Below are 13,337 nucleotides of genomic sequence, written 5' to 3'. Positions count from 1 at the left end.
CGCTCGAATGCCAAAATCCCCATCCAAGCCGTCCCGCAAGCGGCTTGGATGGGGATTTTGGTTTCTACGTTAGGAAGAAAAGGGCGGCCCTCCCTGCAGGTTTATTCCTGCGAGGAGAGCCGCCCTTCTTAGCGGGGGATTCCAAGGGCCGAAGTCCCGATGGAGTCCCCTCTATCCTAGCGTGCATGCAAGGAGGTTGAGCTTAACCGGCGATCGTGTGGCTCGGATCAGCAAGCTTCTTGTAAGCGGGAAGGTCGGTGTAAACCTCTTCCTTCAGCGGATTGCGCTTCTTCTTGACGATCTTGTAGACGTGGTAGATCATCACCGCAACGTTAGCTGCGAGAGACAAGCCGCTCACGGTCCACAAGGCTGCCTCGCTATGCGAGGATTGTACCGCGAACTTGGACGTGCCGACGAAGGCCGGAACCGACATCGTGAACATCATCCAGATCGCCAGGGTTTGTGCGCGGTGTTGCAGCCAAGCGCCCTTCTTGAAGAAGAAGGCCGGGATGGTGCAGGAGATCAGGAGCGCAGCGCCTGCATAGAACGAGTGATCGGAGACGCAGTTGTAGACATAAGCGAAATTCCAGATGTCATACGCGATGACCCAGAACCAGAGTTGGTCCGGCCAGATCATGTCCTTTTGACGATCCTTGCTGATGTAGATGCCCATCCAGCCGGAGATCGTGATGATGTTCAAGATCCCGGCAATCCCGTTCATGATGTTCCACGGACCACCGTTCATCATAACACCGTCTACGATTCCATCCAGCCCGTACACTTGGAAATCCCGAATGACCGCTTCGAGGATATTCAAGGCAAGAATAGCAGGCGGGAACAGGAGAGCGTATTTGTTGTTGCTCCAGCCCTTGATGAACCGGATGGCGAGGAACCCAAGGCAACCGGCAAGAGCCGAATAAACCTTGACCCAGTGGAACCAGGTTCCGACGCTGGAGCCTTCCCCTGCTGTATTCGGCCATACCGCGATCGTCAAGATCACAGGCAGGACGAGGAACAAGCCGATGGAAACCCACTTGCTGAGCCGAGCGAGTTCATTGACCAACATGAGACCCGCCAGAACGATGAACCACATGGCCACAGAATACCACGGCATTGCTTCAAAGAGAAACATAATGATGACTTCCTTCCCCTAAATAGTGTAACCTCTTCACCACGACTATAGCTCAGGGAGAAATCATCAAGCAATTTTGCAAAAACCTTGATCTGACGCAATTTTCTTGAATCTCTTTGAAGTCCGGTTTGCATGTCGGAATCTCCCGATTTCACCTACATAAGCTTGGGTCTTGCGAATTAGATGCGATGGCAAAAACCGCACAACCACTCGAAATGAAAGCGCATTCTTATTTATGTGTGTACACTTATCTCCAAAGTAAAATTTCGTCAGAAAAATCGATCGACCAAATGCTTCGAGTAGGCAGCGCATTTTTCCAAGGTAGGGAAATTGAACAGTTCCCCCGCGTAGTAGATGTCATCTCTTCCTTGGAGCCGATCCAGCCGTTCGTAGAACCCGGCTTGAAGCGCCTCTGCATCCACGTGGGGAAAATGCTGCCACCGCTTCATCATAAACAACCGGACCTCCGTTCCGCCCAAACGCCTTAGCGTCTCCTCGATGCCCTCCCGCATTTCCGCCTCGCTGCGGGATTCGTCCTCCATCACGTAGATGGTAACCAGATCGTTGTCCTCCCGGCTTTTCCAGCGGAAGTACCAGGCCATCATCTCTCCCTTCCGCTCCGGGTCCAAGTTCTCGGGGAGATAACCGGAATGGGGCGGCAGATTCTTCACGCTGTAAGCGTAGACACGGAAGTGCTCATGACGAATCAATCGAAGCAGTTCCTGATCTTCCTCCGGCAGGACGAGTACTTCGCTTAATCGGTGCATAGGAGCCGTATAAATCACACGATCGAAGACAAAATGCTCCTGATCCGTCTCCACCCGTACGCCCCCCTCTGGAAGAGGCACCATACGGGTTACTCCGCAGGTAAGGTGCAAATCTTCTACCCGTTCGGCCATTCGCCGGATAAGCTCCCGCACTCCGGAGGGCCAGGTAATCATGTGAGTGATCTCGATGAAGGACAGCAGGTTCTCATAGCTCAAAAATTTAAGCACATACGCCGCTGGAATCTGCTCGACACTGCCGAACCCAAACGTGCTGTAGTAATGTCGAAAGACCTCCTGGGTCACGGACAAGCCGTTGTCGGCGCACCACTGATCGAAGGGCTGGCACAAATCGGGCGGAAGCCCGAGGAAGCCCGGCTCTTGAAGCTTTCGGTACCGCTCCAATAGAGCAGGGAGGTCCTTGAATTCCTTGACGAACTCGGGAACATGAGTCACGGGGATTTGGGAAATCTTACGGCCCTCCCGATCGAAAAAACCCCGCTCCAGAAGCGGACCCTTGTCCTCCAGACCATAGTCCTTCATCAGCTCCATCGTATAGCGGGAGGTAGGCAGGCCAATCAAAGCCCCCATCTCGTAAGTTCGGCCTCGGTAGGTGATGGAATGACACTTCCCGCCGACACTGTCTTCCTTTTCGAGCAAGGTGAGGCGTGTGTATCCCTTTTTTCTCAAATAATGAGCGGCAGCGGCTCCAGACATTCCGGAACCGATGATGCCGATGGCAGGCTGATGTTCCTTCGTCTGCATGCGCTATCTCCTTGTAAAGACCCACAGGGGAAGCGGTTCCTGCTGCCCCACCGTAGCCAAAGCCACATCAGCAGGCGTCCTCCCCCGATTGGGTCCGTCCTTGATTTCTCTTGTGAAGTTGTATTCCACCAAAAATTCCTTTAAGCCCCTCTCCAGCTCATCAAAGCTCGTCAAGGTCTCATTAGACCAGGCTTGCTGGAAATAATCCTTGGCAACAAGCGCAGTAAATTGATGGATGGGGCGGAACATCTCTTCGCGGGAGGCGGGAACACCGATCTGAATGATGCCGTGCGAAGACAAAAACGCCGAATAGGAATGTGTTCCGCGCTCCCAATGCGTCATAAATTCGCGGCTCCGGTTGGTCACGAGATGTTCGATGCGGAACTGGAAGGTTTTCAGGAGGGGGAGCACTTTCGTCTCCATAAAGTCCTTCACTTGAATGGAATCTTTGCGGGGGTACAGCTTAACGAGCGCAAGGCGGGAATGAACATCAAAGAGCGTGTACAGGTAGACCATCCCGATCTTCGGGAATCGTCCCATGTTGTGAATGCTCTGCAGGCACAGATAGCCGGGTCTGGCGTTCTCCGGCTGCTTCAACCCGAACTCCAACTGCTTGATCCTGCCGCTCTGGGTGGACGGGACCTCTGATCTGGAGAGAACCCGTCGGTTCCCCTGTCGGCCCTTACTCCCTTCGGAGAAAGCTTCCCGCTCCTTTCGCGTCGACAGCCCATTTCGCTTCAGCACATTGTAAACCCCGGATTCGCCAAGCGGATATCCTTCGTCGCGCAATTCATAGAAAATCCGCTTCGGTCCGTCCTGCGGATATTTCGCCGCATGTTGAAGGATGCGTTTCTCCGTCGGCCGATCAGCCCGATTGGGCATGCGCGGCTTCCGTTCTTTTGCCGCCAACCCCTTCATCCCATGCTCGCGATATTCCTTGTTCCACCGATAGTACAAGGTCCGCGAGATTCCATACTCCTTGCATACGCGGGAGATGTTCTTGCTCTTGATCCCCTGCATGATGATTTGATACTTCTGCTTTTCGTTCATAACAACCGGAGTCCTCCGTGTTCATGCTCTTATCTCCAGCATATCGGGACTCACTTCTCGATTTCAAGGTTTTTTTCGATGAATTCGTTCAGTTTTACCAATCGCTTCGCAATAACCACCCCATCGCAGCATTTATCTGCATTCTCCGGCCGCAAAAAAACTCCCCCGCAGAACCGCTGTTAACGGCTCTTGCGGGGGAGCTTGGCGCGAAAGATTCGCTTACTTCTTCACAATGTCTTCAACGCCCTTATCGAACTTCTCGAACAGTTTGTCTTTGTCGATCTGAGCGCCTTCGTATTCTTGCATCGCAGCGCCCCAGGCTTGAATGACTCCGTCCGGATAGCGGCCCCAATGCCAGCCGCCGGCGGTTGCCGCTTGCTCGGAGACGGCGGCTCCAATCTGGCCGATGTCTTCTGCGGTAGCCTTGATCGAGGTAAGGGCGGGGATGAACTTGAATTCCTTGGTCAGGTACTGCTTGCCGAGATCAGAGGTGACCATCCAGTTGAGGAAAGCCTTCGCTTCATCCGGATGCTCGGACTTGCTGTTCACGATCCAGAAGTTGGCGGGACCGGTATAGATGCGAGCCTTGCCGCTGTCGTCAATCGGAATCGGCAGCACGCCGAGGTTCAGCTTGGCGACCTTGTCGACATCTCCTTGAATCCAGTTGCCCTGTTGGATCATGGCTGCTTTGCCCGTGGCGAAGTACGCGACCTGGGTGGCATAGTCCGTGGTCAGCTTATCCTTCTGGCTGTTGCCGAACACAACATCCACGTAGTTGATCCAATTGTTGAAGACGTCGTTGCCCTTGAAGGACCCCGTTCCTGCCTTCGAGTCGTCCGTAAACTTGATGGGGTCCGGCTGCTCTGCAATCCCGATGTTGATGGTGTGATGACCGATCGACCACCATTCGTTGGTCGTCGAGAACGGGGTGATGCCCGCTTCCTTCAGCTTCTCGCAAACCGCCTTAAGCTCGGTCAACGTCTTCGGCAGCTCCGTGATTCCAGCTTTCTCGAACAAGTCCTTGTTGTAGATAATCCCGTAGCCTTCGATGTTCATCGGCATGCCCAAGAGCTTGCCGTCCACTTGAGCCGGGGCAGCGGCTGCCGGAATAACACTGCTGGCCCAAGGCTCACCAGCCAAGTCAGCAGCTCGGTCGTAGTACGCCTTCAAAGCATCAAAGCCTTCGGCGTTGAAGATCTCCGGTTCGTCGCCCGAAGCAATCTGTGCTTTCAGCAAGGCGTTGTAATCTTCTCCCCCGCCGTGGGTTTCGATATCGACCTTCACTCCGGTTTCCTTTTCATACTCCGCCGCCATCTTGGTCAGGGCATCCGCAATCTCAACCTTGAATTGGAATACCTTGATCGTGACGTTCTTTTTCTCAGGAGCCTTGCTGGCCTCTGTGGATGTGCCCGACGGTGAAGCTTCTTCCGAGGACTTCTTGCTGCATCCGGCAAGCGGTGCAAGACTGAGAGTCGCAGCCAACAGAAGAAGGGGTAAACGAGAATAACGTTTCATTCCTTAACCTCCCTAATATGTTTGGTTCTGGTATAAGTCCATTTTAGGAAACGTTTGCAGATTCGGAAACCGACGGATTTGACCTCTTAGGTGCATTATATTGATCTGCCTTCTTCACCCTTTCAACGAACCGGCTACGATTCCTTCCACGATATACTTTTGCAGCAGGATGAAGACAGCGATGATCGGAGCTACACTCATGGTCAAGCCGGCCAGTGCTAAATCCCACTGCTTGGTGAACTGTCCAAAAAAGCGGGTGACAGCAAGCGGAATCGTCGTCATGTCCTTGTTCGAGCCGATAATCAGCACGGGAAGCAGGTAGTCGTTCCAGATCCAGAGTCCGTTCAGAATGACCACCGTCATCACAATAGGCCGCAGAAGCGGGAAGACAATCCGCCAGAAGACCCCGTAGGGCGAACAGCCATCGACAACAGCGGCTTCCTCGATTTCAAAGGGGACCGACTTGATGAACCCGTGGAACAGGAAGACGGACAGGGACATCCCGAAGCCGAGGTAGCACACCAGGATACCGAGCAGGTTGCCGCGGAGCTCCAGCAGACTGGTTACGCGCACCAATTGAAGCATAATCGATTGAAACGGAATGATCATGGCCGCGATGAAGGCGGTGAACAAAATCCGGTTGAACCAGGTAGGCTTGCGGGCCAGACGATAGGCCGTCATCGAGCTCAAGACCACGATCCCTGCTACGCTGAGTACGGTAATCAGAACCGAATTCCCCAACACCTTCGGAAACCGAATGATATCCCACACCTTTGAGTAATTGCTGAACAAGTACTTTTGCGGGAAGGAAGCGGCGTCCACCATGATCTCTCCAAGCGATTTGACGGAATTGACAAGGACGAAATAGAACGGTGCCAGAAAAAGAACGGCGAGCAGCACGACCAGCACATGAACGAATCCGACCCGGATTCGCTGCGAGCAAGTAAGCATCAGGCTTCGACCTCCTTGCGCTTGGTCAACCAGACCTGGGTGACCGAGATGATCGAGATGACGAGGAAGAACAACAGCGCCTTCGCCGTACCGAGCCCATACCGATTGTTGACGAGCGCTTCCGCATAGATGTTATAGGCGAGTGATTGCGTCGAAGTGCCCGGGCCTCCTTTTGTCAGCGAGAGGTTGAGGTCGAACATCTTGAAGGCATTGGATGTGGTCAGGAACAGACAGATGGTGATCGCCGGAACGACGAGGGGCAGCATTACCTTGCGGATGGTTTGGAAGTAGCTGGCACCATCGATTCGCGCCGCTTCGATCAGGTCCTTCGGGACGCCCACGATGGCCGCGATGTAGATAACCATCATATAGCCCGCTGTCTGCCAGATGAAGACGATGACCAAGCCCCAGAAGCCCGTCCCGGGCGTGCCGAGCCAAGGGAGCTCGAACAGAGACCAGCCGGTCAATTCTCCGATTGTCTTGAACCCTTTGGTAAAGATAAACTGCCAGATGTAACCGAGCAGGATGCCGCCGATGACATTCGGCAGAAAAAAGATCGTGCGCAGCGCATTGCGCCCCTTCATGGCACTCGTCAGCATCAAGGCAAGCAGGAACGCGAGCAGGTTCGCCCCAACGACCGTCAGCACCGTAAACTTGAGGGTAAAACGAAACGCCGTCCAGAAGTTGTCGTCATGCAGAAAGATCCGTTGAAAGTTATTCATCCCGATCCATTTCGCTTTGTCGAGGTCTAGCCCGTTCCACTCGGTGAAGGAGTAGTAGAAGCCAAGGAGGAACGGAATGAGCACGATGAGGGTGAAGGCAAGGAGGCCGGGACCGACGAAGATCGTCTGCTGCGTCCACTCGCTCACCCGTTTGGATGCTTTCATGATAAGTCTCCTTTCCGATCGAGCTATGGTTTCCCTTTCCGGGGAGGATAGCCTCATCATAAGGGGGCGTTGTCTTTTTGAACACTGACGGATATGATGGGTTTGGTGGAATATATTGACCTGCAAGAATCGGGAGGGAAACCGCTTGTTTACGACCAGTATTCGCCGCAAGCTGATGTCACTGCTGCTTGCCGCCACCATCATTCCCATTGCCATCTCCATGACCTTGTCCAATTTCTATATCAAGCGGGCCGTCACCGAGCGGTCGATTGCCGAGAATCAGAGCTTGCTCTCGTTGGGCAAAACCAACCTTCTCTCCTACATGAACTCCTTGAACCGCATCTCCCTCACGGTCTACAATTCCCTCAACTCCTCCAACTCTCTATACGCGCTAATTGAAAAAGGCCAGGCCACGAAGGAGCCCGAGGAGTTCAACCTGAAAAACCAGATGGCTCTCTACGCCCACATGCTGAATATGTATCAAACGCAAAAGGAAATTCATCAAATCCACCTGCAATTCGCAGGTCAAGATAAGCTCTCGTATTTGATGTCACGGGGCTTTTTTCGCAGCGGGTTTGAAAACGCTATCGCCTGGCCTGCCGACCGAATTGACGATCCGAAGCCCTTTGTGGAAGCGACCCATCCGAGCGTCCACTACCCGCTCGATTTCAATCGCAGTATACCTGACGCGGATGTCATCACCCTGCGCCGTCCCATCATCCGAACGCCCAGCGACGAGGTCATTGCCTACCTCAGCATCGATGTGCAGACGAGTGAATTGAACAAGATTTGCGAGGATCTCACCCCTTCCTCCAAGGAAGAGCTCTACGTAATCGACCCGAGCAAAACCATCATCGGGACCAAAAATGTGCCGGAAGCGCTTCGAACCCGCGCCGGTCAGGAGCCTTGGATGGACCCGATTCTCTCCTCGGGGAAGGACAGCGGCCATCTGCTCTGGAAGGACGATCACTTCAGCGGAATCATCCTCTACGATACACTCAAGACCAATTACATGAACTGGATCATCATCAAGCGGCTGCCGGACTCCTACCTGTACGAAAATGCGAACACCATCAACACGATCAACACCTTCATCATCACCGTAAGCCTCATCATTGTGGTGATCGCCACCCTGTTCATCTCGGTCTCGTTCACCAAGCCGATCAAGCGGCTCACCCGCCATGTTGCCCGGATGCAGACCGGACACTTCCAGGGAAGTGTTCCCGTGCAGGGCAAGGATGAAATCAGCATCCTCGCGCAGCGCTTCAATACGATGACGGAGACCATCAACGACCTGATCAACCGGGAATACAAGCTGGAGCTCGCGAACAAAACCAATCAGCTGAAGGCGATGCAAGCCCAGGTGAATCCGCATTTTCTGAACAACGCGCTTCAGTCGATCGGCACCCTCGCCCTGCAAGCAGACGCTCCAAAGGTCTATTCGCTCATCTCGGCCATCGCACGGATGATGCGCTACAGCATGAACACCGAGGAGACGCTCGTCCCGCTCTCCGCCGAAATCGAGCATGTGAAGGCTTACCTGGAGCTGCAGCAGCAGCGTTTTGCCGACCGGATCGAGGTGGACTACGCCATTGCCCCCTCTTCTCTTGCCATTCGGGTACCGAAGATGATCATTCAACCGCTGGTGGAAAATTACTTCAAGCATGGCTTCGAGCCTCAAGGCGGAACCGGAATTCTGCACATCACCTCACTCGTGGAAGCGGATGGGCGGCTTGTGCTGCAAGTGAAGGATAACGGGGCGGGAATGGATGCGTTCGACCTGCGGGAGCTGAGCGAAAGGCTCTACAGTCCCGGTTTCAACCAGGCAGAGGGGGAAGTCGAAGGTGATCATATCGGCCTTCATAACGTGGCCATGCGTATTCGTCTGTATTACGGCGAAGAAGCCTCGATCCAGCTCGAAGCCGAGCGGGGTCAAGGCTTTCAGGTAACGATTACCCTTCCGTTCGAAGAGAAAAAGGAGGAACCCGAGTGAAGGCACTCATCGTCGATGACGAACAGCATGTGCGAGAGGCCATCCGGCTTTTGACCGATTGGAGGAAGCTTGGCATCACCGAGCTGCTGGAAGCCGATAACGGGCAGACGGCGGCAGAGCTGATCGATGCGGCACACCCTGAGCTCCTCCTGACGGATATGCGCATGCCGATCCAGGATGGCGTCAAGCTGTTAGAATACGCACAAAAGAATCACCCGCAAATGCAGAAGATCGTGATCAGCGGGCATACGGATTTTGAACTCGTTCGCAGCACGATGAAATTCGGCGGGCAGGACTACCTGCTGAAGCCGATTGATCCGACCCAGCTGTCGGAAGCGCTCACCCGCGCCGTCGCAAGCTGGCATCAGGCAGAAGCGGAACGCCAGTCCAACCACAAACGAAGCATGCAGATGAACCAGATTAAGCCAGTCTACTGGGATAAAGTAATGTCGGGACTCATTGCCAACCCGCCGGAATATCCCGTTCGCCTTCGCTCTCAGCTGATCGACGAGTTTGGAGAAGGCGTGACCGAGGAATGCCGGGTGGCGATCATCAGCCTGGATTCCGCTGCCGATGCGATCCTGAACCGATTCCTCGACAATCGGGACCTTCTCTTCTTCAGCCTGGCCAACATCGCCAACGAGTTTTTGCGGCGCAGCAACCGCGGACTGGCTTGCCGAAACTGGAACAGTGACCAGGAGGTGCTGGTGCTCGTCTGGTCGAGGACAGAGGAGCTTCCTCTCCTGCTCCGGCAAATCAGCGATGGGATCCTACAAACCTTCGGCACCCGCCTGATGATCGGAGTTGGCAGCACCGAACCGTTTCCGGCAGGGGCCGCACGCTCGGCGAAGGAAGCTCGCACGACGCTTTTGCTGCGCAACATGCGGGTGAAGAATCGGTGGATTCATGCGGAAAGTGAGCCTTCTGGCGCTTCCCGTATGCTTCGTTTAACCGATAGTACCGAGCTCTTTCGGGTCGCTCTGCTCAGCGGCAGGCGCGAGGAGATCGCAAAGGCAGTGGGCAGTTGGTTCACGGCTGTCCAGGAGTTGCCCTGCATCACCTGGGAGCAAGTGCTGAGCTGGAGCGAGGAATGGAGGGCACTCCTCGCCAAGCTCCGAAGGACACGGCATGGCTCTGACCTGGGGGCAGATGAGGCTGGGGAAAGGCAAACGGAGCGCTGCATCCCGCTTCATGCGGACGGCAGCGTCGATCTGGGGAAATGGGCCGATGAGTTCTCCGCCTCCTTGGAACAATTGCTTGGCGAACAGGAACGCTGCCAACGGGAAAAAGGCAGCATGAAGGACATTGCCCGCTACCTGGAGGAACACTATTCCCGCGACCTGAGCTTACAGGACATTGCGGATCATTTCTACCTTAGTCGGGAATACATCTCCCGCCGATTCAAGCAGGAGTTTCAGGAGAATCTGTCCGACTACCTCGGCCGGGTTCGCATTGGCAAGGCCAAGCTTCTCCTGCAAAACCCGAACCTGCGCATCGTCCAGATCGCCGAAATGGTCGGCTACCCGGATGAGAAATACTTCAGCAAGGTATTCAAGAAGCTGGAGGGCAAGACCCCTGGGGAGTTTCGGAGAGAGTTGTAGCGCGAGGCGGGAAACCGAATTTTTGTTGAGTATATGTGAATGTAGCACTTATTAAGATATCCAAGAGATTCAAATAAATACTTATGCAACGATTAATGAGTGATTGGCAATTCACACAAATCGATATTGTGTTTAATGATCAAAAGTCACTCCGGGCCTAAAATACCAAAATTTCAAAGAAGATTTCTTGAAATCCTTAAAATACATGGATAGTGGTAACTCATAGATTGGAGAATTATTAACTGTTAATGATTCAATATTGTTGGTTAAACCATAAACAATATTTGTTTTTCTATCGACAATCAAATTTCTATGCAATAAATCATCTTCACTATTAATTGGCACTTCTAATGTATATGAATTTAATATTTGTAATTTATATCCAAACATATTTTTAGTAATCGAAGCGGAATGCAGCTTATTATTCTCATTAAAGATAACATAATACTCTCTATTGCTTATCTGAATATTCATAAAATCATTAACCGTATATCCACTTTTTCGCTCTATTGCTGCCTTAATTGTTTTTTCAAAATTATTGGCATAACATACAATAAGAATAGCTCCAATTACAACTAAAACCATAATCGATATAATTATCTTTTTCAAAATTGGCACCTCAACAATATAAAGAGTTTATCTCGATAGAGAAAAGTGTGCAAACGAGTTGCACACTTTTCTATTAATTTTACCATGTTAGTGTTAGTATGTAATCCGCTGTTTGAACAGTAGTGGAGGGTGTTACCGAAAGTCCATATGGATATATACTAACAGATGGTGAACCTAAAGTTAAATATTTGTGCCCATATCTAATACAAACATTGCTAGTTCCTGATTGATTATCTGGAACATACACGTACTGGATGATGCTACCATTCAGTTTTTCAGCAAACGGATGGTAATAGTAATCCGCAGCAACTCCTGCACCTGGATCAGCATCAGTAGGAGTATTGCTTTCGAAATTGAGTAAGTTATCTTCAAAATAAAAGTAACTCCTGTTGGTGTGTCCTTGGATTTTTCCATTCGAAGTGTTGAAGATGAATTTGTTTGTTGAAGGATATCCTATACTCATCTTATCTGTATATTTGTATCTCGGTTGGCTTTGCCACTGAAATGAAGCTACCATTAAGATCCTTTTAAAACCAGGCTTATCAGTTCCCTGTGTTAAATAAGCATTTCCGTATAGATTGATATCTGCTGCATCAAAAGACATGGGAGCAATGACTGTCGAAGGTTGATCATTCTTTTCCATTGTGTACGATTGAACCACACCGTTCGAAATTTTTCTAGCCTTTTGTTCAATAAGATCACGTGCAACTTCAACTGGAACGGCTTCAAAATCTTCTTTAGTGAATCCAACTTCATCCGTTAACACACGCAACTCTTGCTGAGAGAGCTGCTTCTTTTCTTGAGCTTCATAACTTTTGCTTTCAGCATATGAAAATGTCGGTAATAGTGATAAAGCTAACGTTATGGAAAGTAATTTTCTTTTCACTTTCGATCATTCTCCTTATTAGATAATCATCTTTTAGAGCATTATGGAAAATCCTCACCACGTTAATGTTAACCAATAGTCTGCATTCTCAACATTTGTCGAAGGAGATACTGCCAACCCCGCTGGGTAAACACCAATAGATGGAGCACCCCATGTTAGTTTTTTGTGACCATAGCGAACTAAAACATTGCTTGTACCACTCTCACTATCAGGAACATAAACATATTGAATAATACTGCCACCAGTTGGCGCATTATATAGCTCAAAGGTAGCTGCCACACCAGCACCTAGGACGAAATCACTAGGTGTATAAGATTCAGATCTGAGAGATGGATCTTGTAAAAGGTATGTTCTATTCGTATGGCCCAAGACTTGTCCATTTGATGCGTTTAAAATAAACTTGTTAGTTGCAGGATAACCAATACTCATTTTATCGGTTAGCCTCCAATTGGGATTGAACTTCCACTTAAACGAAGCTACCATTAAGATCTTCTTGAAACCAGGCAGATCAGTCCCTTGAGTTACATAAGCATTTCCGTATAGATCAATGTCTACTGGTTCTAGAGACATAGGAACAATACCTGTCTGGGGTTGCTTTTCCATTGTGAACGATTTAACAACTCCATTGGATATCTTTTTAGCTTTCTGCTCAATAAGATCACGTGCAACTTCTACTGGTACAGCTTCAAAATCTTCTTTAATAAATCCCACTTCATCAATAAGTATACTAATCTCTTGTTGAGTGAGTAGCTTTACTTTTTCGTTGTTGACCTTTTCTGCGTATGCAAAAGTCGGTAAAAGAGTTAGGGCTAACGTTAAAAAGAGAATCTTCCTTTTCATATAGAATTCATTCTCCTTGGATTATTTATACATTAGTCGGCCGATTTCCTGTATATGTATTTTATTGTAATTCAATTACTTTTATATGTAAATAGTCTATATATTTTTTTTGACACTATATTTCATTTTACTGGACGATTAAGTCATTTTCAGAACTTTGATCCCTTCCGCAAAAATCCCCCCCAGACGTAAGTCGCAAGTATTGTTTATTCGCGGTATTTGCTGGCACATTCCGCTATTTCTATAAACACTCTGCTATTGCCTTCAATAAAACTTGACTTTCGTGGGTCATGCAAAAAACATAAATACGGTAGCTTCTTTATTAATCAAGATGTTCGTATCAC

The 13,337-nt window shown here is 50.6% G+C and carries 11 protein-coding genes; 2 read left to right on the top strand and 9 right to left on the bottom strand.

Annotation, left to right across the window (positions count from 1 at the left end):
- Nucleotides 1-202: 202 nt before the first annotated feature.
- From AAFN83_RS01450 to AAFN83_RS01425, 6 genes are all read right to left on the bottom strand, one after another.
- The gene (locus AAFN83_RS01450; protein ID WP_347766569.1) at nucleotides 203-1,132 is read right to left on the bottom strand and encodes a DUF5692 family protein; all 930 of its coding nucleotides are present in this window, start codon (nucleotides 1,130-1,132) and stop codon (nucleotides 203-205) included.
- A gap of 269 nt (nucleotides 1,133-1,401) precedes the next feature.
- Nucleotides 1,402-2,661, bottom strand: coding sequence for an FAD-dependent oxidoreductase (locus tag AAFN83_RS01445; RefSeq protein ID WP_347766568.1), 1,260 nt, complete (start codon nucleotides 2,659-2,661; stop codon nucleotides 1,402-1,404).
- Between the two features lie 3 nt (nucleotides 2,662-2,664).
- Nucleotides 2,665-3,711: a helix-turn-helix domain-containing protein gene (locus AAFN83_RS01440; RefSeq protein WP_347766567.1), complete on the bottom strand. Its 1,047-nt coding sequence runs from the start codon at nucleotides 3,709-3,711 to the stop codon at nucleotides 2,665-2,667.
- 219 nt (nucleotides 3,712-3,930) lie between these two features.
- Complete coding sequence (locus tag AAFN83_RS01435) at nucleotides 3,931-5,226, bottom strand: ABC transporter substrate-binding protein (protein WP_347766566.1); 1,296 nt, start codon at nucleotides 5,224-5,226, stop codon at nucleotides 3,931-3,933.
- 114 nt (nucleotides 5,227-5,340) lie between these two features.
- Nucleotides 5,341-6,177, bottom strand: coding sequence for a carbohydrate ABC transporter permease (locus AAFN83_RS01430; RefSeq protein ID WP_347766565.1), 837 nt, complete (start codon nucleotides 6,175-6,177; stop codon nucleotides 5,341-5,343).
- Nucleotides 6,177-7,064: a carbohydrate ABC transporter permease gene (locus AAFN83_RS01425; protein WP_347766564.1), complete on the bottom strand. Its 888-nt coding sequence runs from the start codon at nucleotides 7,062-7,064 to the stop codon at nucleotides 6,177-6,179. Before AAFN83_RS01425 ends, AAFN83_RS01430 begins: the two co-directional genes overlap by 1 nt.
- 145 nt (nucleotides 7,065-7,209) lie before the next feature.
- Between AAFN83_RS01425 and AAFN83_RS01420 the strand changes: the two genes are divergently transcribed.
- Nucleotides 7,210-9,057, top strand: coding sequence for a cache domain-containing sensor histidine kinase (locus AAFN83_RS01420; protein WP_347766563.1), 1,848 nt, complete (start codon nucleotides 7,210-7,212; stop codon nucleotides 9,055-9,057).
- Nucleotides 9,054-10,658 carry a response regulator gene (locus AAFN83_RS01415; RefSeq protein ID WP_347766562.1) on the top strand — a complete coding sequence of 535 codons (1,605 nt, stop codon included), beginning with the start codon at nucleotides 9,054-9,056 and terminating at the stop codon, nucleotides 10,656-10,658. The genes AAFN83_RS01420 and AAFN83_RS01415 overlap by 4 nt, the downstream gene beginning before the upstream one ends.
- 132 nt (nucleotides 10,659-10,790) lie before the next feature.
- Here AAFN83_RS01415 and AAFN83_RS01410 read toward each other — a convergent pair whose 3' ends face one another.
- The 3 genes from AAFN83_RS01410 to AAFN83_RS01400 all read right to left on the bottom strand — a co-directional run bounded on the left by AAFN83_RS01410 (nucleotide 10,791) and on the right by AAFN83_RS01400 (nucleotide 12,993).
- A complete protein-coding gene (locus tag AAFN83_RS01410) occupies nucleotides 10,791-11,267 on the bottom strand; it encodes a hypothetical protein (protein WP_347766561.1) in 477 nt (158 codons plus the stop codon).
- Between the two features lie 79 nt (nucleotides 11,268-11,346).
- Nucleotides 11,347-12,153 (bottom strand): hypothetical protein, encoded by an 807-nt coding sequence (locus AAFN83_RS01405; protein ID WP_347766560.1) that lies wholly within the window; start codon nucleotides 12,151-12,153, stop codon nucleotides 11,347-11,349.
- A 54-nt stretch (nucleotides 12,154-12,207) separates the two neighbouring features.
- The gene (locus AAFN83_RS01400; RefSeq protein ID WP_347766559.1) at nucleotides 12,208-12,993 is read right to left on the bottom strand and encodes a hypothetical protein; all 786 of its coding nucleotides are present in this window, start codon (nucleotides 12,991-12,993) and stop codon (nucleotides 12,208-12,210) included.
- Nucleotides 12,994-13,337 lie beyond the last annotated feature (344 nt).

This window comes from Gorillibacterium sp. CAU 1737, from assembly GCF_039888655.1.
Taxonomy (GTDB): domain Bacteria; phylum Bacillota; class Bacilli; order Paenibacillales; family NBRC-103111; genus Gorillibacterium.
Note: the sequence above shows the minus strand (reverse complement) of the source record. Positions and strands in the feature narration are given on the sequence as shown.